14 protein-coding genes are annotated in these 25,451 nt (G+C 61.6%); 7 read left to right on the forward strand and 7 right to left on the reverse strand.

What is annotated here, in order from left to right; all coding sequences use genetic code 11:
* The first annotated feature begins 241 nt into the window (after window positions 1–241).
* Complete coding sequence (locus tag IRZ31_RS05135; protein ID WP_297150508.1) at window positions 242–2,560, forward strand: trehalase family glycosidase; 2,319 nt, start codon at window positions 242–244, stop codon at window positions 2,558–2,560.
* A 132-nt stretch (window positions 2,561–2,692) separates the two neighbouring features.
* On the opposite strand, the gene ftsH is transcribed toward IRZ31_RS05135, so the two are convergent.
* Complete coding sequence (gene ftsH / locus IRZ31_RS05140; RefSeq protein ID WP_297150511.1) at window positions 2,693–5,041, reverse strand: ATP-dependent zinc metalloprotease FtsH; 2,349 nt, start codon at window positions 5,039–5,041, stop codon at window positions 2,693–2,695.
* Between the two features lie 700 nt (window positions 5,042–5,741).
* On the opposite strand from ftsH, the gene IRZ31_RS05145 reads away from it, so the two are divergent.
* Together IRZ31_RS05145 and IRZ31_RS05150 are read left to right on the forward strand one after the other, a co-directional pair.
* Complete coding sequence (locus IRZ31_RS05145) at window positions 5,742–6,722, forward strand: NADPH:quinone oxidoreductase family protein (RefSeq protein ID WP_297150514.1); 981 nt, start codon at window positions 5,742–5,744, stop codon at window positions 6,720–6,722.
* Between the two features lie 346 nt (window positions 6,723–7,068).
* Window positions 7,069–9,612: an AAA family ATPase gene (locus IRZ31_RS05150; protein WP_297150517.1), complete on the forward strand. Its 2,544-nt coding sequence runs from the start codon at window positions 7,069–7,071 to the stop codon at window positions 9,610–9,612.
* A gap of 320 nt (window positions 9,613–9,932) precedes the next feature.
* On the opposite strand, the gene IRZ31_RS05155 is transcribed toward IRZ31_RS05150, so the two are convergent.
* A complete protein-coding gene (locus IRZ31_RS05155) occupies window positions 9,933–12,245 on the reverse strand; it encodes a Tex family protein (protein ID WP_297150519.1) in 2,313 nt (770 codons plus the stop codon).
* Between the two features lie 202 nt (window positions 12,246–12,447).
* Window positions 12,448–14,022: a serine/threonine-protein kinase gene (locus IRZ31_RS05160; protein WP_297150522.1), complete on the reverse strand. Its 1,575-nt coding sequence runs from the start codon at window positions 14,020–14,022 to the stop codon at window positions 12,448–12,450.
* A 762-nt stretch (window positions 14,023–14,784) separates the two neighbouring features.
* On the opposite strand from IRZ31_RS05160, the gene IRZ31_RS05165 reads away from it, so the two are divergent.
* The 3 genes from IRZ31_RS05165 to IRZ31_RS05175 all read left to right on the forward strand — a co-directional run bounded on the left by IRZ31_RS05165 (window position 14,785) and on the right by IRZ31_RS05175 (window position 18,584).
* Window positions 14,785–15,738: a sigma-70 family RNA polymerase sigma factor gene (locus tag IRZ31_RS05165; RefSeq protein ID WP_223258449.1), complete on the forward strand. Its 954-nt coding sequence runs from the start codon at window positions 14,785–14,787 to the stop codon at window positions 15,736–15,738.
* 691 nt (window positions 15,739–16,429) lie between these two features.
* Window positions 16,430–17,695, forward strand: coding sequence for a serine/threonine-protein kinase (locus IRZ31_RS05170; RefSeq protein ID WP_297150526.1), 1,266 nt, complete (start codon window positions 16,430–16,432; stop codon window positions 17,693–17,695).
* Window positions 17,696–17,861: 166 nt separating this feature from the next.
* Window positions 17,862–18,584 carry a cytochrome c biogenesis CcdA family protein gene (locus IRZ31_RS05175; protein WP_297150529.1) on the forward strand — a complete coding sequence of 241 codons (723 nt, stop codon included), beginning with the start codon at window positions 17,862–17,864 and terminating at the stop codon, window positions 18,582–18,584.
* 439 nt (window positions 18,585–19,023) lie between these two features.
* Here IRZ31_RS05175 and IRZ31_RS05180 read toward each other — a convergent pair whose 3' ends face one another.
* Window positions 19,024–19,326 (reverse strand): zf-HC2 domain-containing protein, encoded by a 303-nt coding sequence (locus IRZ31_RS05180; protein WP_297150531.1) that lies wholly within the window; start codon window positions 19,324–19,326, stop codon window positions 19,024–19,026.
* A gap of 765 nt (window positions 19,327–20,091) precedes the next feature.
* Between IRZ31_RS05180 and IRZ31_RS05185 the strand changes: the two genes are divergently transcribed.
* Window positions 20,092–20,883 carry a sigma-70 family RNA polymerase sigma factor gene (locus IRZ31_RS05185; RefSeq protein WP_297150534.1) on the forward strand — a complete coding sequence of 264 codons (792 nt, stop codon included), beginning with the start codon at window positions 20,092–20,094 and terminating at the stop codon, window positions 20,881–20,883.
* Here the strand turns inward: IRZ31_RS05185 and IRZ31_RS05190 are convergent.
* The 3 genes from IRZ31_RS05190 to IRZ31_RS05200 form a co-directional block, all read right to left on the reverse strand.
* On the reverse strand, window positions 20,864–21,139 hold the full coding sequence (locus IRZ31_RS05190) for a MarR family transcriptional regulator (RefSeq protein ID WP_297150537.1): 276 nt from the start codon (window positions 21,137–21,139) through the stop codon (window positions 20,864–20,866). The genes IRZ31_RS05185 and IRZ31_RS05190 overlap by 20 nt on opposite strands.
* A 254-nt stretch (window positions 21,140–21,393) precedes the next feature.
* The gene (locus IRZ31_RS05195; protein ID WP_297150540.1) at window positions 21,394–24,318 is read right to left on the reverse strand and encodes an ATP-binding protein; all 2,925 of its coding nucleotides are present in this window, start codon (window positions 24,316–24,318) and stop codon (window positions 21,394–21,396) included.
* 33 nt (window positions 24,319–24,351) lie between these two features.
* Complete coding sequence (locus IRZ31_RS05200) at window positions 24,352–25,395, reverse strand: polyprenyl synthetase family protein (protein ID WP_297150543.1); 1,044 nt, start codon at window positions 25,393–25,395, stop codon at window positions 24,352–24,354.
* Between the last annotated feature and the right edge of the window lie 56 nt (window positions 25,396–25,451).

Consider the following 25,451-nt stretch of genomic DNA (forward strand, 5'->3'; position numbering starts at 1 on the left):
CGACTCAACAATAGTTACTTATATTAATATAGCAACTAGAGAAAGTATAGAGTAGAGGGTGGCATTTGTCAAGGCATGCTGCTGCGACAGGTGTGGTGGACGCCAGGAGCTGGCAAGAGAAAAGGGGCCGTTGGCCAGGGCTTGCGGGGCAGCAGTTGGCAGGTTATCATTGGGGAGCAGGACAGATAGAGCAGGCTGAGCCTTCAGCCGGCAAGCATGAGAAGGAAAGGGCCGGGCGCCGATGGTTCCCCGCGATGATTTTACGCCGCATGGTTATCTAGACAATCCCTTCCATAGCTGGAAGCTGAATCCGAGCGGTGTGCTCCGCAGTCGTCCTCCGCTTGGCATGGGCTGGCATGTACCTAATCTGGGCAGCTATGTGCGCAACCAGTTTCAATACAGTGCCCACCTGAATATCGGGCTACGCCTCGACGATGATCTCTTGCTAATTACGCCGGAAGATTTCCAGCGCCGGGGCTGTGCACTCAATAGCCCTCTCCATACCAGGAATCGCTTTGCCTACAATTGTATTGTTCCCTCACACAATCTGCTAGTGCGCGCCGTGTATTTTCTGGTTGAGGAGCACGTACTGGGCTGTCTGCTCTCGCTGACGTCCACGCGCGAGTCCGGGCTGCGCGTGACCTGCTATCTTCAACACGAGCACACCCACAATCCCTTCACGAGCCGCCTGTGGGAGCATGGCCTCTATGGGCGCGCTCTACCTGGGGGCAACCTGGCCATGCTCGGCATCGCCAGCGAGGGCGACGTCTTCATTCACGGCTGGGTGGCTGTCGATGGTGGTCCCGCGCCACAGCCAGGAGAGGTGATCTATACCGTCACGCAGGCTGAGCTGGCTGCTCGACTACGCGGAGCCGCTGTGGCCCCACCAACGGTAACGCAGGCGGACCCAGAGACCGGCTGGCAGGTGCGCACGCTGACGCTGCCCTGCACTGTGGAGCTGACGGCGGATGGCGAGGAGCGCCGCCTACTCCTCTTGCTGGCGCGCGGGGTCTCGCTTGACCAGAGCTATGGCCGCTGGCGCGAGGCCCAGGCAGGCTTTCAGGTGGCCTTACGCGAGCGTGAGCAAGAGGACGAGGCTTTCTGGGAACGAGCACCCCAGCTGTCGGGCGACTGGCCCGCGACCTGGCGCCGTGGCTTCGTCTACGATCAAGAGACCTTGCGTATGGTAATGCGCCCTCCTTGTGGTCTGCTTAAGGGAGTCTGGGATGGCATGCAGCTTCAGGCGCCGCGCCTGGTACTGGCTGAGGCGGCGCTGGATGCGCTCTTCCTTAGCTATGCCGCCCCCGAGTTGGCTGAGGAGGTGCTCTTGACCCATTTTACGGAGGCGCCTCACGCCAATCTCCCCTGTATGCGCGAGGATGGCAGCTACAACATGGTGGCCGACGATGGGCAGATCTGCGGAACTGCCCCGGAGTGGGGCTATCCCCTCTATTGTTGTGATCTGCTCTTCCGGCGCAGCGGTAACCGCGCCTGGCTCCGCCGCCTCTATCCAGCTGCCGCAGCCTATCTGCGCTGGTGGCTGGAGCACCGCCGCGATGGCGAGGGCTGGCTGGTCTACGCCTGCTCATGGGAGAGCGGCCAGGATGTGTCAAGCCGCTTTGGACCGCAGCAAACCGGGGGGACGCTCATCCAGCATGTGCGCCCGGTGGACCTGCAGGCCAGCATGGCTCAGGGAGCGGCTATTGTGGCGCGCTGGGCGACGATTCTGGCCCAGGAGGAGGGGGAGGAAGAGCCGGGCCGGACCACCGCCGGCCTGGTGCTCAGCCGTGAGGACTGGCTGGCTGAAGCCGCCTGGTGGCAAGGCATCGCCGATGAATTCACGGTCAAGACGCGACGCATGTGGCAACGTGGCTGGTTTCGAGACTACGATTCTCAGCGCCAGCAATGGTCGAGCGAGCGGGATGCCATGCACCTGGCCCCCCTCTTTTGTGGAGTGGCTGGCTGGGGACAGAGCGAGCAGCTTCAGGAAGCGCTGCGTCACCCTCCCACTCATAGCGGAGGTTGGGCTCCGCTCTGCTGGCCCCCAGTGGCCTTGACCGTCATCGGAGCCGCCGACGCTGCCGGCCAGCCAGAGGTGGCTGCCGAACTCGCTGCCCAGTTCATCAGCGACGGCTACCGCCATCTCGATCGGCGCTCCTTCACCGCCGAAGAAGGTCTACCAGGGGTGACCCGTGAATATCGCCAGGCGCACTGGCACGGTGCCGTGCCGGAATACGTCACCGCTGGTATTGAAGGCTATGGCTGGGGCGCCTTGGGTCTTCATCTCTTGCTGCGCTACCTGCTCGGTCTGCGCGAAGAAGAGGCGGGCAAGCTCACGGTGCGCCCCATGCTGCCCCGCGCCCTGCGCCGACCCGGCAGCCGCTACCACGCGGGTCCGATCCAGTGGGGGAGCTTCGCCCTGCAGGCCACCTGCTCGCTAGAGGCTGGCGACCAGTACCATTTTCACTTGACTGCAAGCGAGCGCAGCGGTTCCGCTGCTCACTGGGAGTGGGAAGGACGCTGGGGAGAGGGACGCCTCATCCAGCTCAGCTCTTCCTGACTCCCTTTCCTTACCTGTCGCTTGTCGAGACCCTACACGCGGGCTAGCAAACGGCGCCGCCTCTCTCTCGCCTCGTGCCTGACCAGCCGGTCAATGCTGGCTTGTCAGCGAGAGAGAGAAGATGCGCCGCAACTAAGCCTCTGCCTCCTGCAGGAGGGCCTCAAACTCAGCACGATTGAGATGTTCTCGCTCCAGCAGCGCCGCAGCCAGCCGATGCAGCTGATCACAATGCGTGCTCAGGATCGAGCGAGCCAGCTCGCGGCCCTCGCTCAGAATCCGCTGCACCTCGGCATCGATGAGAGCCGCCAGCGAGGTGCTGATCGCACCGAAGCCGCGACCCAGGCCAGTCGCTGAGGCTTGCATACGCTCCTTGGTCGCCGTCGCCGCCTGGGTCGGCAGTAAGCGAGCGTTTGCCGAAGCCGGTCCCAGCGGAGAAGCCTCCAGCAGCAGCGCCGCTCCTGTTGCCCGCGAGGAGACCGCCGACAGAGCGGGGCTGGCCTCCTCAGCGCCATAATCGGCGAAAATCACCCCTACCTGTTCGCTCATACCCCAGCGAGTCACCATGCGGCGCGCCAGATCCGTCACCACCTGCAGATCGTTCTCAGCCCCCGTCGTCACATGTTCGGGACCAAAGATCAGCTCCTCAGCGACCCGTCCTCCCAGGCCAACGGCAATGCGCGCCATCAGCCGCTCACGGCTATAGTTATAGCGATCCTCCTCGGAGACAAACTGAGTCACGCCAAGGCTCTGGCCCCGCGGCAGAATCGTCACGCAATTCACGCGGTCCGCCTCTGGCAGATGGTAGGCCACCAGGGCATGGCCCCCTTCGTGGTAGGCGATTACGCGCCGCTCCTGCTCGCTCATCACCAGCGGTCGCAGAACCCCGAGCTGCACCCGCGCCAGCGCTTCTTCAAAACAGGCCTGCGTTACCGTCTCCAGGTCGCGCCGCGCCGCGATCAGCGCCGCCTCGTTGACCAGGTTAGCCAGATCAGCCCCACTCATGCCCGTCGTCAGGCGCGCCAGGCGCTCCAGATCGACATCTTCATGCAGCGGCGTCTGGCGGGTGTGGACCGCCAGAATGGCCTGCCGGCCCGCCCGATCGGGCAGGGAGACTGTAATTGTACGGTCGAAGCGCCCCGGACGCAGCAAGGCCCGATCCAGGATATCGACACGATTGGTGGCCGCCAGTACAATCACCGCTTCGCGCTCGTTAAAACCGTCCAGCTCGACCAGTAGCTGGTTGAGGGTTTGATCGCGCTCCTCATTGCTGAAGACGCGCGCCCCACGCTTGCGACCGACAGCATCGATCTCATCGATAAAGATGACACAAGGGGCCGACTTGCGGGCCTCGGCAAAGAGATCGCGCACGCGACTGGCGCCGACACCGACAAACATCTCCACAAATTCCGAGGCGCTGATGCTGAAGAAAGGAACACCAGCCTCGCCCGCGACCGCTTTCGCCAGCAGGGTCTTGCCCGTCCCTGGTGGCCCTACCAGCAATGCGCCCCGCGGGATGCGCGCCCCTAGACGCTTGAAACGCTCCGGTGAGCGCAGGAATTCAACAATCTCTTCCAGCTCGGCACGCACCTCATCGATGCCAGCCACATCGGCAAAGGTCACCGGCGGCGCCGTTTTCACTCGCGCCTGCCCCATGCGCCCCGCCAGACCATTGCTCCCTCCACCGCTGGCCTCGGCCAGCGAGCCGCCATTGCTACCCCGGGCTGACCCCTCTGCCTTGCGCTCCGTCGTGCCCGATTGCTTCTCAAAGCGACGAGCCCGGCTCCGACTCATGCGCGCGATGCGCTCATCCAGGGCACGCAGCGGGCGTGGATTGCGCAGCGAGAAGGCCATCAGAGTGACAATCAGCCCAATCACCACGACGGGAAGCAGGCGCCAGAGCAACTGCAGCCACAAAGGATTAGAGGCAGGGGGCAATATCGTCACAAACACATGCTTTTCTGTCAAAAGAGGCATTAGCTGTGGATCTCCCTCGGCAGGCAGGCGCGTATAGATCTGCCGGGCAGGATCGAAGGTCTGTACCTGCGACTGTGCGCTGGACCAACCCGAATAATTAGCATTAGCGCTAATCGAGCGGCTCCAGGTTCTAATCTCATTGGTCAGCGTCTGCGAGGAAGGGGGCTGCCCGGCGGGCGTCGAAGAAGAGGCCAGCAGGCCATACATTGAGCGATCCTGCAGCACCACCGCCAGGACCCTGCCCGACTTCACCTGATCCACAAAAGCGCTATAGCTCAGCGCTGTCACGCCGCTCGGTGCCGTGCTAGTCAGCGGCGGCTGGAGCTGGCTGACCAAACCAAAGAGCAGCAGGACTAAAGCCAGCAAAAGGGCGCCCGTCAACAGCCCGCTGCGCCGCGCCTGTATCCACGACAGCCATTTCAGCCGATTGCTTCTCCTACTCCTCACACCATTGCGCCGCCATGCCCGCTGCCACCAGCGCGCATGGCGACCACCCTTTTCTTCCATTCCTTCACCTCACCTGAGAAAGGCCCGCAAGCAATCACTTAAGGATCTTTTGCCGAAGATGCTCGCAGCCTTCCGTGTCCTTCATAGTTCATTGCATGTCTGTCAATGTTTCAATCGCTATGTTACGCCTTTTTCTTTCCTGCCATAAGCATAACGCAGGGAAGAGGCCAAACCGTCCAGGAGATGAAGACCGTATGAGTGCACTCGCCCTATGTCGGACACGTGAAGATTGTACTGCTTCCCCCCGCCTTTCTCAGAGAGGTGGTGGATCTTTAGTACTTTCTTCTTAGTGAATATTATAGCAAATCGTTTCTCACCTTGCTATTACGTACCAGGGTATCTCTTCGTAGCGCCATTCCCCTGGAAGCCGTCAATGTCTGAGCCAGGGAGATGAGTCACCTTCATCAAGGGACACCCCCACACTCCCCGCCAGGATGTTGCAGCTAGTTGGATAAACGAGCAGACCAGATTCTTTTCTGGCCTCCGGCTGCCCTGCTTTGCTTTGTTTGCCTCTGGCGCAGCGTCTCCTTGCATAGGATAGAATCAGAAGCGCCGTTCCCTTGTGCGAGCCGGATTGATCTCTCTGTCCGGTCGGACAGGCTAAGAGCGCCCAGCAGCGCAGACGCACAAGAGAGCAGGCGCCCTGTCTGGCGATGACAGGCATTCGATCGACCACTAAAGAGAAGGAGATATCTGGACCATGAAAGCGATCCGCATTTACGAAACCGGCGGACCGGAGGTCATGCGCCTGGAAGAGATTGAGACGCCGCAGCCGCGGCAGGGTGAAGTGTTAATCAAGGTGGCGGCTGCCGGGGTGAATTACGCCGACCTGGCCCAGCGCCAGGGCACCTATCTGACGCGCACGCGGACACCGACGACGCTCGGCTTCGAGGTTGCCGGAACGATTGTAGCGCTGGGCGAGGGTGTCAACAATCTCACCCCGGGTACGCGCGTGGCCGCCTTTGCCACTGGCGGCTATGCCGAATACGCCACTGCCAGGGCTGAGACGGTCTTTCCAATTCCGGAAACCCTTGACTTCGTGCGGGCCGCCGCCCTACCAGTCCAGGGTGTGACCGCCTATCAGCTTCTGCATGATTCCGCTCGTCTGCAAGCGGGTGAAAGCGTGCTGGTACATGCCGCCGCCGGAGGCGTGGGAAGCTTCGCTGTGCAGCTCGCCCGCCTGCTGGGGGCCGGCCAGGTCATTGGCACGGCGAGCAGCGAGGCTAAACTGGAGTATATCCGGCGACTGGGAGCCGATTGGGCTATCAACTACAGCCGGGAGGATTGGACGGAGCAGGTCAGGCAGGCCACCGGCGGGCGAGGCGCCGATGTGCTGCTTGAGATGGTCGGCGGCTCAATTGCCGAGCAGAGTCTGCGCTGCCTGGCTCCCTTTGGCCGGATGGTCGTCTATGGAGCCGCCAGCGGGCAGATCGTTCAATTCAGCGGTATCCAGCTGATGTATAAAAACCAGGCGATCATTGGCTACTGGCTCACAGCCTGGCTCAGTCGTCCGCAGCAGGTCGCTTTCGCTATGCAGGAGCTGACTCGCTATCTGGCCGCTGGCCAGCTGACCATCTTCGTCGGGCAGACATTCCCTCTCGAAGAGGCGGCTAACGCTCATCGAGCTATTGCGGAGCGCCGTACCACTGGGAAAGTCGTCCTGACAGTAGAACCTCTGTAACCCTTCAGCGAATCCTCTCTACGGAGGAACGCTTTCTACCTGAAGAGCTGCGGCCCTGGCTTTGGAGATCTTCTTTCCCGTTTGCCACCAGGGCCGCTCGGGCCAGTCTTTGCAACACTGGAGCCTGCCAGGCGTTTCTACTAATGGTAGCCTGAGCAGCTCGCGCTGAGCGCTGACTCTCGCCCAGCAAGCAACCTGGCCCCCGGCAGCCGCCAGTGGGACTCAGCCAGACTAACCGGCTAGGAGAGAGGCCAGTTTCCCATCCGGGCGGACGGTGGCAGCCAGAGAGCCTGACCAGGCTTGCCATCCACTTCATCACTTGGAAGCAGGAACAGAGGTCTAGAGGATGGACGCCTTCCAGTTCGGCCAATGGTTCAGCAAACGACGGCGCCTCTACGGCTGGCACAGCCAACGTGCTTTGATCGAGACAATCCGTAAGGACCCGGCGCTGCGCGCCTTCGGCATCTCTGAGGATTTTCTGGCGCGGCTGGAAGCCGGCCATCTCCACTACCCTTTCCGCGGGAAAACCCGGCAGCGCGTTCTCGCCCTGGCTGCCCTGCTCTGCCGCACGCCGCGCGATGTGCAGCTCTATCAGCGCGCCGCTGGCTTGCACGATCTCAGTCCCCAGGAAACAGAGCAGCTCGCCACCCTCACCGAGCAACTGGGAGGACCTTCCTCACCAAGCCCTGTTTTGCTCCCTCCTCGTCCTACTCACCTGGTCGGTCGCAATCGCGAGCTTCAGCATCTTCTCCATGCTCTGCGCGAAGAAGGGCCAGGCATCTATATCGTCAGCGGTATGCCTGGCGTCGGTAAGAGCGCCCTCGCCGCCGAGCTGGCCCATTTACTGGCCACCGAAGCCAACCGCTATCGGCGCTCTTTCCCCGACGGCATTGTGGCCCTCAGCGCGCGAGGCTGTCAGGGCTTGCCCGGCCTTTGCACCCTGTTGCAGCGTCTGCTCGCTCTCCTCAACGTGGGTCAGCCTCAGTCAGAGCAGAGCGAGGGGGCGCTCATGCTCTCCTCGATGCTGATGCCGGGCCAGATCAGCTGTTCCGAGGCCGAGATGACCGCCTTGCTCGACCAGGTGCGCACAAGGCTCGCCGGTAAACGCGCTTTGCTGTTGCTGGACGATCTGGAATCGCCTTTTCCATTGCGCCAGGCCGCCGAGGTCCTGCTGACCTGCGGCAGCCACCAGGGGGAGCGCCTGAGTGAGAGCTGCGAGTACCTTACCGGCAGCAGCATGCTGGTGATCAGTCGGATCGTGCCGTCTGCTACCGCTCTGCCCACCCATCACTACCATCTAGAGCCGCTGCCTCCGGAGGACGCTCTCGCGCTCTTCCTGACCCTCCTGGGCCGCAGCGCCTCAACCTTGAGCGCCAGCGAGCTGCAAGCCGCAGAGCGTATTTGCAGCGCCGTCGGCGGCCTCCCGCGCGCCATCGAGCTGGCCGCCACCGCGGTCGGGGCCGGTATCTCCTGCGAGTTGTTGGCGGAGCGCCTCTCGCTCCATCCACTCGATGCCTTGCTGGATAGCGAGGGCGAGCTACGCCGCCTGCTCGCTGAGGCGCTGGCCACGCTTCCCCAGGAGACGAGAGAGCTACTGCTGCAGCTTGCCCCACTGACGACCAGGCCCTTTAGCCTGGCTGAGGCGGCTGACTGGCAACAGCGTTGTACGGACATAGGCCCTGTTGGACCTCAGTCCGGTCAGGTTTCTACCGCTGAGCCTGCTGGCTCTCCACAACGCACGCTGGCCAGTACCGCCGTCCATCTGGCGCGTCTGGTACGCAGCTCTCTACTCGATCTCCATCCAGAGATGGAGGGTGGGGCAGGTGACAGTGGCAGCGCGCAAGAGCGACGCTATCAGGTTCATCCACTGCTAGGCGCCTACGTCCAGGAGGAATGGCAGCGTCGGCAGGCCACTCTGCTGACCTTTGCCAGCGAGCAGCAACACGATATCCCGGCCCTGAAGAGCCGCCAATCCGAGCTACTGCTGGCCCTTGCTCAGGCTTACCAGAGCGGCCAGGGCGCGTTTTTCCTCCAGCTTCTGCAGTCCCTGCTTGGGCTGTTAGCTCATCTGCCTCTGAGCGAGAGTGAGCCGCTCTTGCTGCGTGGCATTGAGGTAAGTCAGCGCTCGGGGGCACCGTTCTTTCTCGCCTGCTTTCTCCAGCGTCTTGGCGTTCTCTACTTCTACCACGGCCACTTCCAGCAGGCTCATCAGCGCTTCGAGGAAAGCCTCCAGGTGGCCCAGCAAGCGCTTCAGCCAGGGCAGCCGCTACCTGCACTCAATCAGGGCAGTCATCCCCGCAGCTACCTCGCACGCTCCCGATTGTATCAGGCCGCGCTGGCCAGCAGCGAAGGAGACCTGGCGCTGGCGCAGCGCTATATTAATATTTTTCTCCGCATTTGCCAGGAGTGCGGCGATGTGCGCGGCACCATCGAAGCATTGAAGCTGCAGGGACGCTATGCCTATCGCCAGCGTCGTCAGGAAGAGGCCAAGCAAGCTCTGCGCCACGCCGAGCATCTCTTGATCTCTCAGGAACGGCAGCTTACCCTCCCCTATGACCGTGCGCTGCGTCTGGAGATTCAGCTATTGCTCTGCCACACGCGAGGTGATCAGATGGGGGCGCGGGCCACGCTTGAGCAGTTGATCACTCTGGCCAGCGACTACCTTGACCCTTACTTCGTTCCGGCGCTGGTCCTCGATGAGGCTGACTTCGCCTGGCGGCAAGGAGCCTGGGAGCAGGCCCATCTCTATGCCCTGCGCGCCATCCGTGAGGCCGATCGCCTCGGGGCCAGCTTCCTCTACCAGAAGGGCCTGGCTCTTCTCCAAGGTCTCACCAGCGACGAACCACGGCTGGCTACCAGACCAACGCGCCCGCTCCAACAGGGCGACTAAAGTCAGACGAGAGACGAGACTCTGACAGAGGCCAAAGACGCAGTCGGCTGCTAAGGAGCATGGCCCTCGCTGGTGCCTGCGAAGGGTTGCGCTCCTCAGCAGCCGACTCCAGGTTTTACTATAGGCCACACGGGCGCGGTCTGCAGCAGAAATGCCGCTCGCGAATGCGGAAAGAGCGCGTAATTTCGCCGCCCCGCTGATTACTTCCGCCCGCTTCCCAGGCCCTTCGATGAGGTAGAGCCATAGCGCGGAAGATATCTCTCCCTTGGCCAGGCTAGCTGCCGCTGATCGGCGGCGGCAACGGCTCACCAGAGGACCAGCTAGCGAGCGGTAGCGCGCAGACCGCGCATGCTGAGCTGGATCTGCTCGCGCTGCAGGTCGACGGCCAGGACACGCACCTGAACCACCTGCCCGACGGCCACTACGGCTAAGGGATCGCGGACATAGTGGTCGGCCAGTTCCGAAATATGAACCAGGCCATCGCGCTTGACTCCGATGTCCACAAAGGCACCGAAGTCGACCACATTGCGTACGGTCCCCTGGAGCACCATGCCTGGCTTGAGGTCCTCCAGCTTCAGGACATCATGGCGCAGAATGGGAGGGGGTAGCTCATCGCGCGGATCAAGGCCCGGTTTTTCTAGATTTTCCAAGATATCAAGCAGCGTCGGCAGCCCTACGCCGATCTTGCGCGCAATCTCGGCCCAGGCGGCTTGCTCGCCATCGAGTGCAGCGCCATCCTGACTATGTCGACGTCGACTGCGGCCCAGCGTGCTTTGCAGCTTGACCAGGCGTCGGAATTGGGCAACGCGCTCTGCCGGCTTGAGCGACCCGTCAGTGCCGTCGGGCAGCATCGCCAGCAAAGCGCGGGCCGCCGGATAGCTCTCGGGGTGGATAAAGCTATTGTCGAGCATTTCGACGCCATTAGCGATCTTCAGGAAACCGGCGGCCTGCGTAAAGGTAGCCGGTCCCAGGCCAGGAACCTTCAGCAGCTCCTCGCGCGAGCGGAACGGGCCGTGCTCCTCGCGGTATTTGACAATCGCAGTGGCGACACGGCTGTTAATGCCAGCAACATGTCTGAGCAGGGCAGCCGAAGCCGAATTCAGGTCGACGCCCGCAAAATTGACGCAGGAGACAACCACTCGCTCCAGCATCTCGGCCAGGGCCTTTTGGTCAACATCATGCTGATAGAGACCAACGCCCAGCGCGCGTGGATCGATCTTGACCAGCTCCGCCAGCGGGTCCTGGAGGCGGCGGGCGATCGAAATGGTACCGCGTTGAGTGGCGTCCAGCGTTGGGAACTCCTGGCGGGCAATGTCGGAGGCCGAATAGACGGAGGCACCAGCCTCATTGACGATCACATAGCCGATCTCGCCGCGGCGCCCCGTCTCTTCCTCCAGCTCGCGGATCAATCCCGCCACCAGCTGCTCGGTCTCGCGCGAGGCCGTGCCATTGCCTATGGCGATGACCTTCAGGTCGTACTCGCCAATCAGGCGGCGTAGTGTCTGCCTGGCTTTCTCTTCCTGATGGAGATAGATGGTATCCGAGGTCAGGTATTTGCCGGTCTCGTCGACGACGGCCAGCTTGCAGCCGGTGCGATAGCCGGGGTCGATGCCCAGCACCTTGTAACCGCGCAGGGGCGGCTGCAGCAGCAGATGGCGCAGGTTGGCTGCGAAGATCCCGATGGCATGCTCTTCAGCTTTGCGTGTCAGCTCAACGCGCACCTCGCGCTCCATCGCCGGGGCCAGCAGACGCTTGTAACCGTCTTCGATGGCCTGGGCGAGCTGAGCGGCAAAGGGCGAGGTCTCCTTGATGGGATAGTGAGCCGTGATAGCAGGCCGCGCCTGCTCGTAGTCGAGTGTCACGCTGACGCGCAGCACCTCCTCGCGCTCGGCGCGGTTGAGAGCGAGGACGCGATGCGGGACCATGCGTTCGACGCTCTCGTGAAAGTCATAGTAGATACGGTAGGTACCCTTGGGATCTTTCTCAGCCAGGGCCTCGGGATCGACGGGGCGGGCGCTGACCGTGGCCTGCTGGAAGAAGAGGGCGCGTACAGCACCGCGCACGCTGGCATCTTCGGCGACGATCTCGGCGACAATATCGCGCGCTCCCGCATAGGCCTCCAGGGCCGTCTCGACGCCCTTCTCAGGATCAAGCACAGGCCGCGCCTGCTCCTCTAGCACCGTGGCCGGATCACCTGGTAGTTCGGGTTGCTGCAGAATCAGCTCTGCCAGCGGGAGTAGCCCCTTCTCGCGGGCCACACTGGCACGGGTTTTGCGCTTTGGCCGGTAGGGAAGATAGAGGTCCTCTACTTCCTGCAGGGTGCGGGCCGCCATGATGGCCGCCTCCAGCTCTGGTGTGAGCTTCCCCTGGGCAGCGATCAAGCGGCGCACATCAGCCTTGCGCTCAAAAAGGGCACGGAGGGCCGCGGCGCGGTCGGCAATGGCCTGGATCTGAACTTCATCGAGGCTGCCCGTCACCTCTTTGCGATAGCGAGCGATAAAGGGGATGGTGTTGCCTTCATCCAGCAAGGTCAGGGTACGGGCAATCTGCTCGCTGGACAGCTGCAGCTCGGCGCTCAGCAGGCGCGCTAACTCGGGAACGGGAAGAATCTCTTCGTCTGCGCTCTGTGTCATGCTTGCTTCATTCACATTCACCAGAATACGTGCCACCTTCTGTCTGTGCTCGTGTTGGTCTAATCAGGATGGGTTGAGCCGGCTCAGGCAGGAGCAACCCGCGCCTATGATACCATAGCCACAGCAGCAGGCCAGCCTCTCCAGGCCCTTTGTCCAGTCCCCCAGCGGCTGCCTCGATGTGGCCTGGTCTGGCAGCCGCAAGCTACACACTCCCACTGGCCCAGCGACGACTGAGGAAAGCGCGTCTCCCGAGCAGACCCCCTAACCAGCCGAGCACCATCGCCAGCAGCAGACCGCCACCAAGGTAGAGAAGAGGAGCGGGAACCTGAGAGATCCCTCCCACCGAAGGGAGCGAGAAGAGCCAGGGCGCCACCTGGTGGATAATGCGCGTCAGCTCGCGCCCAATCTGAAGAGGAAGCCCCGCCTGATTAGCGTGTTGCAGCTCTCCCTGGAGACGCTGAATCACGATGATCAGCAGCCCACAGCTGAAGACAAGCCAGAACATCACCGTACTGCAGATCCCCGCCCAGAAGCCGGCCCGGGCCCCACGCAGCGAACTACCGCCGCGGCGAGTGCTCATAAAGCCAGCCAGTAGATAGCACAACCAGCCCAGAACCAGCGATAATAACAGGGCCTCTTGCGTACGCAGCAGCAGCACCAGGAGCGCTGAGCCAATGCCCTGCAACAGGCCCCAGAGGCAGCCCTGCCCTAATGGGCTGGGCAATGGGCCTGGCGGCTGCGGGGCCACCATGACCGCCTGTCTCCCCTGGCCAGCAGGCACAGGCACCGACTGCCGTCCCGGACCGGCTGGAGGAGCCGGCGAGAGAGGATAAGACGAGGATCGCGGTACAGGCGCCCCCTTGACCACCACTGCCGGGCCTGCTCCCGATCGCGCCCCCAGCCCAGACCCGGCCAGCGGCCCCCCAATCACGCGCACCGTTGGGTCAGCATGGCCCATAAAGACGTTTCTTCCCTGAAGAGCTTCGGCAAACTCGCGCATGGAATGAAAACGCCCCTCGGGATTGAGAGCCAGGCCCTTCAACAACGCCTGTTCAACATGAGGCGAGATCTGCGGATTAAGCAGGCGTGGAGGCTGCAGCGTTTCTCGCAAACTGCGGCTGATAGCCGAAGGAGGCTTCGTTGCCGTCAGCAGATAATACATCGTCGCCGCCAGGGCATAGATATCCGACTGGGGCGTTGTCGTACCCGTATACTGCTCTAGCGGACTGAATCCCTCCGTCACCGCTTTGATCATGGTCTGGCTGGCGCTGGCAGGATCATAGAGCTTGGTTACGCCGAAATCGACCAGAACAGCATAGCCCTGGACCGTCAGAATAATATTGGCTGGCTTGATATCACGATGGACCACCGCCGGTGTGCGACTGTGCAGCTCCTGCAATACTTGCATAATAGGCAGAAACCAGGCCAGCACCTCCTGCTCTGAGCAGGGGACGCCGCGCGCCTGCATCAGCTGGAGCAAGTTCTGGCCCTCGATCAGCTGCATCACCAGGTAGAAGCGGCCACCCTCCTCGAAGGCATCGTAGACCTGCGGGAGATGTTTACTCTTAATCGTAAAAAGAATGCCCGCCTCCATCAGCGCCTGGCGTCGCGCCGCCGGGGTTACATCGTAGGTTTCCTTGATTGCACAAGGACGATCGCCCTCGCTAGTATCAATGCCGCGGTAGACCGAGCCAAAGCCGCCGCGGTTGATTAGACCGTCGATAATATAGTGGCCTCCGACGACCGTCCCAGATTTCAAAGGCAGGGGAAAAGCCATCTCGTAGTCCTTCTCCCGGGCAACACTCGGCAGCAGATGTTTGACAGGATCGGCTCAGGCAGCGGGCCAGCTTCCCGTTCTCTTCCGTTCCGTTGTGTGCTGCCCCACCCAGCGCCAGTAGCAGCCCGGAACGAGCCGTACCGGCTAGCCAGTAACTTCAGATTCCCCATTTTATTGTACACCAGTAGCCGCAGAGCAAGGGCCACCCACCCGTCGAGATAAGCAGGCAAGAACGCCGGGGCGGCGAGGTTCTTACACCGTTCTCGGGCACTCCCCGCCGCAGAACAGTAGCCAAAGTTCTCCCCTGTCTATTACCTTCTCAAGGGCATTTCATCTGCGTGGCCCTCGTGCTATACTGGAGAGAATAACGCTCCACAGAGCGATGTTATAAATAGACAGAGGTCGCAAGCAAGGGTCCGGCTTGCAATCGTGTACCAGTATGGTACAATGAGGCCATGCTCAACCGATCTGGCAAGAAAGGGAGCCTGCTCGGGAGCCGGGTGGAGGGGCAAGGGGGCCGGCGCGTGGCTCCAGGAGCGAGTGGGCAAGGCGGTAGCCTGGGAGAGAAGGCGGAGCAGGCAAACGGTTCACCAGATGCGGTGAGCGCTCGTACAATAAGAACAGAGTAGATAGAGTTGCAGCACGTTTACTTCCTTTCCTGGAGGAAGGGACTGTCTGTCACTCTTGCGGCGATCCAGCAGGCCGACCACAAGAGAGGATTATATCGCTCCCTGCCCCGGGTGGGGAGACAAGAGCAGGTACTTGGAACGAAAAGTGATGTTCGACGCCGATAAGCCGACCGAGCCAGAACGCGAACTCATACCAGAGCCGGAGCCGGAACCGGAGCCGGAACCAGAGCAGGATGAGGATGCGGACCTGACCTCGCTAGCGCAGAGCGATAGCCTGCGCCTCTACCTCCGTGAGATCTCTCGCATCCCCCTGCTGACTCCAGCGCGCGAGGCTGAACTGGCCGAGCGGGCTGAACAGGGAGATAGCGATGCGCGCAACCAGCTCATCATGGCCAACCTCCGTCTGGTGGTCAGCATCGCTAAAAAGTACGTAGGCCAGGGGCTCTCCCTGGAGGACCTGATTGGCGAGGGCAATATCGGCCTTATTCGCGCTGTCACCAAGTTCGACTACAAGAAGGGCTTCCGTTTCTCAACGTACGCCACCTGGTGGATTAAGCAGGCGATTACGCGAGCGATTCTGGAGGGGACGCGCGTGGTGCGCCTTCCGGTCTACATTATGGAGGAGGTCATGCGCGTCAAGCGCATCATGCGCCAGCTCTACCAGGAGATGGGAAGGGAGCCTTCACCCGAGAGCATCGGGGAGCGGCTCGGCATGAGTCCAGAGCGCGTCAACGAGCTTCTGATCTGGGCAGAAAAGGTCTTCTCGCTGGATGCGCCTCTCTCCGACGAGGAGGAGAACACGCTGGGCGATATCATCGAGGATGCTCGCGAGCGGGGGCCAATGGAGGTCACCAACCAGCAGCTGCTGCGTGAAGAGATTCGGAAGGTGCTGAACCAGCTCACGACCCGCGAGCGCCAGGTGATCGAGCTCCGCTTTGGCCTCATTGACGACCACGACCACACGCTTGAAGAGGTGGGTCGCAAGTTGAAAGTCACTCGCGAGCGCGTGCGCCAGATTGAGGAGCGAGCGATCCGCAAGCTGCGCCATCCCCAGGCCAGTCGTTACTTGAAGGACTACCTTGACTGAGCGCGACGGCGCTGGCTGGATCGCCACAGCTTCCAGGTCAGAACAAGGCTCGCATCAAGGCGGGCCTCCGACAGACAGATCGGCGCCGCGCCGACCGCCAGCGGCCAGCCTCGCCCTTTTTCCCCGCGAAGCGAACCGCGAGCACAACAGGCCAGGGCAGGACAGGAGGGTGCCAATCGCCCCTGCTGCATGAGCACGATGGCTGCCTGTCCTGCCTCCGCGCTCTCCTCACTGCCCTCTTGCACCCTCGTCGCTGGGCCTCCCCTGAGACAAGAAGAAAGATGGGTAAATAGAAACAATTCTGATGTTACACAACCAAACAGTGAGGACATGACTTTTGGGGCAAATCCCCGCCTCTCTGTAGATGCTCCCCCGTCGAAGAACGTAAATAATTACGTCGGTACCGCTGCCATGTTATTATGGAGAAAGCAGGGAAGAGCGCCCGGCTGGTCAGGTCAGCTAGCTGGCGAGCGCTTTTCTCTTGCTGGGCTGGTGAGACAGGCCCCTTCTCTCCTGAGAGAGCACCTGGCGGCCTGGCAGCAGGCCGGATTGGGCTTTGCAAGCTAGGGTCACCAGGCTGGCAATCAGCGAGAGGATAAGGGGCCATTGCAGGAACGCAGAAATGGAGGGGGCACTGGCCTCTCTACTTTGCACGGTGTCGCACGAGAGGGGAGCCAGTGCGTTCACGCACATGAATGAATTGGCAGGACAGAGTCTGGGTGGCTACCTGTTGGAAGAAGAAATAGGGCGTGGTTCGATGGGGATGGTGTACCGCGGCAAACAATTCGCGCTTGGCCGTGATGTCGCCATTAAGATTCTGCCTCATGCCCTGGCCAAAGACACATCTTACGTTGCGCGCTTTATCCGCGAGGCCCGTATCATCGCCGGGCTGAACCACCCCAACATTGTTCAGATCTACGATGCCGGTGAGCAAAAAGGCGTGCTCTACTTTGTGATGGAGTATGTCCAGGGGCCGACGCTGGGTAGCCTGCTGCGCCTGGATGGCCAAATCCCTCAGCATCTGGCCGCCGAGTATGCGGCCCAGATTGCCGACGCGCTCGATTGCGCCTACAGCGAGCGCAATGTGATCCATCGCGACATCAAGCCAGAAAACTTGATGTTGGACCGCTGGGGGAAGATCAAGGTGATGGATTTTGGGCTGGCGCGCGCGCCGGGGTTGCAACGCATTACGGTGGCCCGGACGCTGGTCGGCAGCATCTACTACGCCTCCCCAGAGCAGATCTGGGGCCAGCCGCTCGACAACCGGAGCGATATTTATGCCCTCGGCGTAGTTCTCTACGAGATGGTGACTGGGCAACGTCCGTTCAACGGGCGCACACTGCCGGAGGTGACGCAGGCCATCACGAGCGGTCAGCTCCGCCCGCCATCCTGGCTGAATCCTCAGCTGGCTCCGGGCCTGGAGCAGATTATTCTGAAGGCGCTGGCCCGCGATCGGACGCTGCGCTACGAGCAGGCACGGCAGATGGCCGAGGAGCTGCGCGCCTTGAATCTGAGGGTCGAGGAGCCTCGTGCGCCCACAAGCGGGGGACCGCTCTCCCCTTTACCTCCGACCAATCCACGGGCCTTCGCCGTGCAGCCGCCGCGTCGACCGCGCCTGGCCGAGCAGCGGCCCTCGTTCGCCGAGTGGCGGGCCCAGCGCTCAGTAACGCAGTTTCCGCCCGAGCTTGCTCATGATCGGCCAGGTCTGACGGAGCCAGCCGGGCAGGGAGAATGGCACAGTAGTCCTGGCTACGCCTCTCTGCTGGAACGTCCTCCCCAGCAGGGACCAGCGCCTGGCCGAGGAGCGAGTGAGACGGAGTTAGTGCCCCCAGACGATCAGGCAGAGAAGGCCGGTCTCTGGCAGCACCTTCAGCGCTTGCTCGGGCGCTCAGGCAAAGGAGATCAAGAGCCAGGTCCGGCTATGCCCTCTGGCGACGGCTACGCCCACAGTGGCTAGCGGCTAGACGGGCCGCCTGCACCAGCAGGCTTGCCTTCCCGCCGCCAGGCGGAGGCCACCTTGCAGGGCTGGCCAATCTTCGCTATACTACGAGCGATCGTTAAACGATCATCCATCGGACCCTGTCCGAATCCGGTGCTTTGTTGCTTGAGGAGAAGAGGCATCTATGGGATCGCAAGTGAGCGTGGGCGTCGCTTTTCTGGCGGGGCTTGCATCCTTTCTCTCGCCTTGCGTCCTGCCCCTGGTTCCAATCTACCTGGCGCAGTTGGTGGGCGAGAGTGTCTATCAATCGACCCGCGGAGGCGGTAGCCTAACAGCACGTTTGACAACCTTCCTGCATGCTGCACTCTTCGTGCTGGGCTTCACCTGTGCCTTTGTCGCTCTTGGAGCCACGGCGAGCGCGCTCGGCTCCTTCCTGCGAGCCAATCAGCTCCTGCTGCGTGAGATCGGCGGCGTTCTACTCGTTATCATCGGTCTTCATCTTACGGGTCTGTTTCAGATTCCGCTGCTCTCGCGCCAGAAACGCTTTGAGTTCCACCCGGCTCGCCCTGGCCCGCTGGCCTCGTTCGTGATTGGGCTGGTCTTCGCCATCGGCTGGACCCCCTGCGTCGGGCTGATTCTCGGCAGCATTCTCGGCCTGGCCGCCAACGCCGCCACGTTGCGCGAAGGCGTCCTCCTGCTGCTCAGCTACTCGCTGGGTCTGGGCCTCCCCTTCCTCCTGCTCGGGTTGGGTCTCAACCAGGTCAGTGCGGCCCTCAAGCTCCTCAAGCCACACCTGGGGAAGATCGAGGTGGCCACAGGAATCGTTATGGCCCTGGCTGGGCTGGCGATCTTTTTCAATTTGCTGCCTGCGCTCAACCACTATTTCAATTGGGGCCTGAGCCTCTGAGCCTTGCCTGCGTGAGAGACAACAGCGCCCACCGCGACGGGCTCCAGATCAGCCTGGAGGCAACGCCAATCGCATCCGGAGTAGCAAGGTCACTCTCAGCAAGGCTCACCGGAGCTGCTTGGGCTGGCTCGCTCCACGTTCCTCGCAGAGGAAGAAACGAAGCCGGTGAGGAGACAACTGCCTCCTTCTGGGCACTCGGGACAGAAACAGAGACCGGGGATGTCTCCGCGCCGGCTTGCTTTCCTGCGCCAGGACCAGGCCCCTTACTGCGAGCGCTGGTCACACACGAGGAGTACTCACAAGGTCGAAACACTGACAGGCAGGCAGACAAAAAGTCAGCAGGAAAGATAAAGGAACAGGGCACTGCCACTGTCTGTGAGGATCATGGTCTGGCTCGCCTGTGCGCCAGCGAACCGAACCAACCAACCAGCCAGCCAGCTCACTCTACAAACTCTTCCAGAGCGATATCCGCTCTCAGCTCCATCTCAAGCTCGGGATCAAGCTCCAGTGGCTCATCGGGGGGCGTCTGAGCAAGGCGCATCACTGCCTCGCGTAGACGAGCAGGGGCACGCTCAATCGTACAGCGTTCATGAATGAGCCTTCTAAGACGCTCATCAAAGCGAAAACGGCTCTCACACTGCGAGCAGCGAGCCAGATGCTGCTGGACCGTGATAACTTCCTCGGCGCTGAGTTCCCGGTCGATATACAGATGGAGACGAGCTATCGCTTCAACGCAATTCATGGTTGTTCACTCGCTCTCTCTCCTCAAGTATCGAGGCTGGTTTTCTTATCTGTTCATTTTAACAGAGGGTGAGGTGATTTTCATTCCCCGGGGAAATGCTTCCTTGCCTTTTCCCCGGCAGGTCCCTACGTGAGCATAAGCTCGCTCAGTATATCAGGCCGTTCCATCCTGCAACCCGCAGCTACCTGGTTGACCAGCCTGTTCTTTTCTGGTATGTTGTCCCCAGGAAGCCGAGAAAATGCTGGGTTGAGGCAGGAAACTGGTTGCTATCGTATCGTAGCGCCCAGCCGCTGAACAAGGGAGAGTCAGGCAAGACGGGCCAGAGAACGAAAAAGAGGACCTGAGCCGTGTATCGAGTAAAGAAAAATCGGTAGCCCGCGGTCAGCCATGAGCCGACTCGCTCCCGCCATCTTGCTCCATCAGAAGGGGCTAGTTTGAGCAGCGATCTATCGGCTATACTAGAAACAGCCTATTGTCTAGTGAGGTACCGCCTACTGCGGTTCTGTGCAGGAGAATGTACGCGAAAGGCAGGTTCTGCTCGGAAAAGAGCCTCTGCAGAGCCGAGACCACAATGAATACAGTCACCGATGATACGCCCTACCGCTGCACGGAGCAGCCTCCTAGACTCCTAGGAGACAGCCACAGCAGCGATCGGCCCGCCTGGTACGGGCTGACCCTGCTTCTGTCCCTATTGCAGACTCCATCGCAGCCGCGAGACAACGCAACAGTGGTCGTCCGGTTGAGAGAGGATAGAGGGAGATTTGCATGTCTGAACAGCCTATCACTTCTGTCAATACTCCAGTGACTACCGGAAGCGATGCAGCTGGGAAGAGGCCAGCCCTCCCGCGAGAGGACTTCACGGCAGGGGTCCTGGCCCAGCTTGACAGCCTCTATCGCACGGCGCTACGGATGACCAACAATCCCCAGGAGGCCGAGGACCTGGTACAGGAGACCATGCTTAAAGCTTTTCGCTTCGCTCACACCTACCATCCCGGCACCAATCTGCGGGCCTGGCTGTTTCGTATCTTGAACACCACGGCCATCAACCACTACCGCCGCCAGTCAACCCATCCGGCGACCACCTCGCTGCCCGAGGGAGAAGAGTTTTACCTGTACAATCGTATCAAAGATCTGGCTGGCAACGAAGTCACTGCCGGGGCCGAGGAGGAGGTACTTCAGCGCTATCTCGATGAGGATGTCTACAATGCGCTGATGGAGCTGCCGCCTAATTTCCGCATGCCGGTCATTCTGGCCGACATCGAGGGACTCTCTTACAAGGAAATCGCCGAGGCGTTACAGATCCCTATCGGTACGGTGATGAGCCGCATCTCGCGGGCACGTCGCCAGCTGCAGAAATCGCTCTGGCGCTATGCCCAGGAGCGCGGCTATCTCAAAGAGGCCAGGACGACCAACACTGCTGAGAATGCCAGCACCTCGACCGGAGCCAGCCGCACCAACGCTGCGGCGGCTGCCGCCGCAGCGTCCGACCCAGCGTTAGCTCCCCAGTCAAGTCCAGAGTCAGCTCAAGCAGATCAGGCTACGGATTCTCATCCGTAGCCTCCGCCTGCAATAAGGCGAGCGCCGCGCGAGTGACCGTGATATCTGCACAGCGTCGGTCGAGAGCATTCGAGGTACGTGTGATCAGGCCCTTGCGCTCCAGACGAGCCAAGACTTTGGTGGCTGCCGCCGAACTGACCCCCATTAGGGTGGCTACCTCGCCTACTGACCAGTGATCTCGCTGAGCCAGATAGGTCAGCACCTCTCGCTGACGCGCGGTGATGGTGCCAGCAGCTGCTCGACGTAGTGCGTTCATGAGGATAGCGCTCCCTCTACGCGTAGAAGCAAGACTCCACGTTAGGGCAACAGGCGAGTGGGGAATACCCACAAGCTCTTTCCTCATAAGAGACGCTGCGGCGGAGCTATTCAGGTACAGCTTTTGGTTAGCACGCTGCCCCTCACTCCCGCTCAACTCGGTCACTGTCCCCGCTGCCCCCTGCACTGCTCTTCCCTGGCCGCCGGCCTCTTGACCCGAGCCTGCTTTTCCTTCGCTTAGTGCAGCACGGCAGTTCAACAGGCCATCTCGCGACGCACGCTGCGTGGCGCCTCACTCCTGGGACGTGGCGCAGTGACATGCTGCAGGGTGAAAGAAAAGGTACTCCCCTCACCTGGCACGCCGCTACTCTCCACCCAAATCCGCCCTCCCATTGCCTGCACGAGCTGCTCGCTGATGTAGAGTCCCAGCCCGGCGCCACGCACTGGACTGTTCATATCGCGATCAAGGCGAACAAAGCGCTCGAAAAGATGCTTTTGCGCTTCGCGCGGCACGCCCAGCCCATAGTCGCGTACCGAAATGGTCACCCAGCGCTCTTCGATCCGACACAAGATATCGACATCCGTGCCGGGGGGAGAATACTTGAGGGCATTACTGAGCAGATTGAGGAGGACCTGGCGCAGCCGCAGCTCATCGGCCAGCACATAGACCCCTACTGGCACATGGACACGCAAGGAATGCCGCTCACGCGTGCTGAGGGCATCCAGAATATCAACGACATGCTGGACAGACTTGCGTAGCTCGACGGCCTCCAGCTTCAGGCGCTCCGCATCCATATGCACGCGGCTTGCATCCATAATGTTGCTGACCAACAGCACCAGTTCATCACAGCCACGATGAGCACGGGCGATGAAGTCTTCTCGCACCTCTGGCGAAAGATGCATATGATATTCTTTCAGCAATTCGATATAACCGAGCACAGCCGTCAGAGGAGTGCGCAGCTCATGGGAGGCCGTCATAATGAACTGGTCCTTGAGGCGATCGAGTTCCTTCTGTTGCTCATAAGCGGCGCGCAGCTCCAAAGTGATCTTGGCATTTTCCAGCATCGTCGCGCACTGCGAAGAGAACATCTCCAGCATATGTTTCTCTTCGCAGGAGAAGAGGTGAGCGCGGGCGTAGGTCAGTACCAGAACGCCGAGGCGGCGATGAGCGCGTCTGAGAGGGAGCCAGGCGAAGGGGAAGGCGGGCGTTTGAGGCAGGCAGGGAGGAATATGAGGAGAGAGCGCGTGGTCGCGGGCCAGCCCCGGCCCCATATCGCTCCCCTCATAGAACCAGGGGCGCCAGTCGTCCTCTTGAAGCGAGTTAAGCTGCTGGGCAGCAGAGAGCGGTGGCCCCCCGGGCAGGTAGGCGACGCGGCGCAGGCAAGCCCCCTGCTCATCGTAGAGCCAGACTTCAGCGCCAGCCGAGCCAGCGCGCGCGGCCACTTCTGCATAGTTGACCGCCACATCTTCGATCGTCTCGATGGCGCTCACTGGCAAGGCATTGACGCTATAGAGTGCATTGAGCATAGCCGCATGGCGGCTGGCCCGCGCCGAGAGGCGGGCTGTCTCCAACAGTGGCGTAAAGCGAGCCAGCATCAGCTCAATGGCTTCGAAATCGGGGCCGGCATAGGGCTGATGATCGCCGCGCTCGCCCAGGACCAGGACGCCGATCAGACGCCCCTGGGCCCGCACAGGAACCAGCAAAGGGTCCAGCTCCTGATAAGGAACAGTGACCTGAAGGTAGCGCGCCAGACCGAGAGGACTACGTCCAAAGGACTGCTGCAGCTCGCTGAGTCGCAGCGGGAAGCGAGCCTGAGTCAAGCGCTCGACCAGCGGCGGGGTCAGGGTCAGCCAGCCATTATCGCCGAGGGCCTCCTCTGGCTCCATTGGCAACAGCCAACGGAGCAGGCGCAGGCGCGCCTCGTCGCCCGGCTCGGCGTAGGAGAGGGTTGGGCAGAGGCGATAGTAGCCGCTCTCATCATCGAACACAAAGAGACAGACCTCACGGGTCTCAAAGACATTGACCACCGCTGCGCTCATTAACTGCGCCACCTCATCGAGGGTCGCACCTTCGCTCTCCAAAGGATGAGGGGTCTCCAGCAGGTGTCGATAATGGCACAACTCGCTAAAGAAGAGCCGCTCCGTCAGGATACGGGCCAGCCACCAGACGAGCGGCGCCAGGATGGCCATCAGCGCCACCGTCAAGAGCGTGCGCGCCGGCAGATCCGGCAGGGGAAGAATCAAAGCCAAAACCGCCACCGCATAGGCCAGCATCACCAGGCCGACCAGGCCCACAATCCAGGCCACGACGCGGCGAATATAGCGGTCCAGCACCAGGATCTGATAGCGTAAGATCGAATAGCCCAGTAGTGGCGGTAGGAGGGCCAGGGGGAGGGTGCTAAAGCGAGGATCGACACGGAGGGGGATATGCAACCACCAGGGCAGAACATTCAAGAGCAGAAAGGGAGCAAAAGCAAGGATCACCGCCCCCATAAAGAGACGGCGCTGCTGCTGCTCACGCAGGGTGGCCGTGCGCCGATAGAGATTGGCGATCGAGGTCAGAATGCCGGTCAGGGTCAAGAGGTAGTAGGTGTAGTCAACAAAATTGAGCCAGGCCAGGCGTGGACTGGTCCCCCAATCATAGAAGGCCAGATGACAGGTGACGAGCAAGCTCAAGAGGACCACCAGGCCAAGATAGGCCGGGGCAAGCAAAGAGAGCAAAAGCAAACGTAGCAGACGCCCGAAGGAGCGACAGGCCTGAACAGAGGAGGTCGCCAAAGGCGGAGGAGCCAGCATATTCTGCGGGAAGAGGAGCAGTAGAGTGGTGAAGAGGAGCAGCGAGAGGGCACTGCTGACCCCTCCCATGACCGAGAGCAGCATATCGCCCACGGCGGCGCCGGTCTGCACCAGGAAAGTCACCATCATGCAGGTGCAGAAGCAGAGCAAGAGCAGCGCCACCCCACGGCGATAAGCATAGAGCCAGACCAGGGTTCCAACCGCTAGAAAGAGGAGGGCTGCGAGGGCTGAGACACCGAACTGGAGCAAAGCGTAAGGTAGATAGAGACTGTGCGGGAAAAAGACCCAGGCGTCACCCCCCAGGAGCACAACATAGGCTAGAGCCAGCACCAGAATCGCCACCAGACGCCCGACCCTCGGAAACGAGCGCGTTCTCCTCGTCATAGACTCCCTCTTGAACACCCGAGATCCTCTCAATCATAATCCGAGTAGCTGATGCAATTCGGGCGGAAGAGGCTGGCACTCCTCGATAGCCCGCAGGCAGAGGCGAGCGCGTTCGCGATAGAGCAGGCAGATGCTCCAGGCGGCGGTTATTGCCTCAGCGAGGCGAGCGGAGAGAGCGCTGCTGATAGGAGCACCGTGCTGCAGGGCGAACAGCTCGTTGGGAGAGCAGCCAGTGGAGACAGCAAGCACCAGCGGGAGCGTCTTTTTCCCGCGACGGAGATCGGACTTTGGCCGGGAGAGCGCCGGAGAGGGAGCCAGCGAGGCATGCAGATCATGACAATCGTTGTCGAGCTGGCCGGCGATCCCCAGCAGCTCCCCCAGATGGGAGAACAGTTCGCAGAGAGGAGGAGAGGCACCAGCAACCAGGGCCCCGAGACGGCAGGCCAGGCGCATGAGAGAGCCGGCCTTTGCCGCAGCCAGCGCCAGACAGTCCTCACGACCATAGGCGCTGAGCGGCTGCGCCTCAGCGAGCAAGTCGCTCTGCTGACCAGCCAGGCAGGCCAGGCTTGCCGCCTGCAGCTCTCCCAAGAGCACCAGTGGCTCGGCGGCGGGCGCCCTAGCCCCAGGAGCGACCGTCAGAATGGCTTGCTGAGCCAGGGCCAGCAAGGCGGCAGCGGCATTGATGGCACGTGCCTCGCCCACAGTCTGCAGCAACGGTGTCTGATCATCATCAACCAGATCGTCCAAGATATCAATGGCGCAGACCAGACACTCCACCGCCAGAGCTGCCCCGGCGGCATAATCCAGGGCAACGGCAGGACCCAGAGAGCGCGCGATCAAGAAAGTCAGCAAGGGCCACCTTCCCGCCCGCGGCTCGCTCAGTCTCTCCACGTGAGCTTCAGCGCTTGACGCCGCCCGCCAGGCGAGCAGCTTACCCTCCTGACGCAAAGCCAGAGCTACATCCTCGCGCAACGGCGCAGGTACCTCAGCCAGCAGACGCTCCAGGCGCCCACAGAGGAAAGCCAGCGCCTCCCCAAAGACCTCCTCCCTGGCCCTCGTCTCCCCGTCTTCGCTCATGCTGCCCGACTCACCTCGCTCCCTCACAGCTCTGCCCGCCTCCCTCTACATCCTCC

The sequence above is a fragment of the Thermogemmatispora sp. genome, assembly GCF_019683635.1.
In the GTDB taxonomy this organism is placed as follows: Bacteria; Chloroflexota; Ktedonobacteria; order Ktedonobacterales; family Ktedonobacteraceae; genus Thermogemmatispora.

What these genes read in the sequence shown, in the direction of transcription:
- IRZ31_RS05190 (WP_297150537.1), bottom strand. Translation starts at nt 21,139, where the DNA reads ATGAACGCACTACGTCGAGCAGCTGCTGGCACCATCACCGCGCGTCAG.
- IRZ31_RS05180 (WP_297150531.1), bottom strand. Translation starts at nt 19,326, where the DNA reads ATGAATTGCGTTGAAGCGATAGCTCGTCTCCATCTGTATATCGACCGG.
- IRZ31_RS05135 (WP_297150508.1), top strand. Translation starts at nt 242, where the DNA reads ATGGTTCCCCGCGATGATTTTACGCCGCATGGTTATCTAGACAATCCC.
- IRZ31_RS05200 (WP_297150543.1), bottom strand. Translation starts at nt 25,395, where the DNA reads ATGAGCGAAGACGGGGAGACGAGGGCCAGGGAGGAGGTCTTTGGGGAG.
- IRZ31_RS05170 (WP_297150526.1), top strand. Translation starts at nt 16,430, where the DNA reads ATGAATGAATTGGCAGGACAGAGTCTGGGTGGCTACCTGTTGGAAGAA.
- IRZ31_RS05175 (WP_297150529.1), top strand. Translation starts at nt 17,862, where the DNA reads ATGGGATCGCAAGTGAGCGTGGGCGTCGCTTTTCTGGCGGGGCTTGCA.
- IRZ31_RS05160 (WP_297150522.1), bottom strand. Translation starts at nt 14,022, where the DNA reads ATGGCTTTTCCCCTGCCTTTGAAATCTGGGACGGTCGTCGGAGGCCAC.
- IRZ31_RS05195 (WP_297150540.1), bottom strand. Translation starts at nt 24,318, where the DNA reads ATGACGAGGAGAACGCGCTCGTTTCCGAGGGTCGGGCGTCTGGTGGCG.
- ftsH (WP_297150511.1), bottom strand. Translation starts at nt 5,041, where the DNA reads ATGGAAGAAAAGGGTGGTCGCCATGCGCGCTGGTGGCAGCGGGCATGG.
- IRZ31_RS05155 (WP_297150519.1), bottom strand. Translation starts at nt 12,245, where the DNA reads ATGACACAGAGCGCAGACGAAGAGATTCTTCCCGTTCCCGAGTTAGCG.
- IRZ31_RS05185 (WP_297150534.1), top strand. Translation starts at nt 20,092, where the DNA reads ATGTCTGAACAGCCTATCACTTCTGTCAATACTCCAGTGACTACCGGA.
- IRZ31_RS05145 (WP_297150514.1), top strand. Translation starts at nt 5,742, where the DNA reads ATGAAAGCGATCCGCATTTACGAAACCGGCGGACCGGAGGTCATGCGC.
- IRZ31_RS05150 (WP_297150517.1), top strand. Translation starts at nt 7,069, where the DNA reads ATGGACGCCTTCCAGTTCGGCCAATGGTTCAGCAAACGACGGCGCCTC.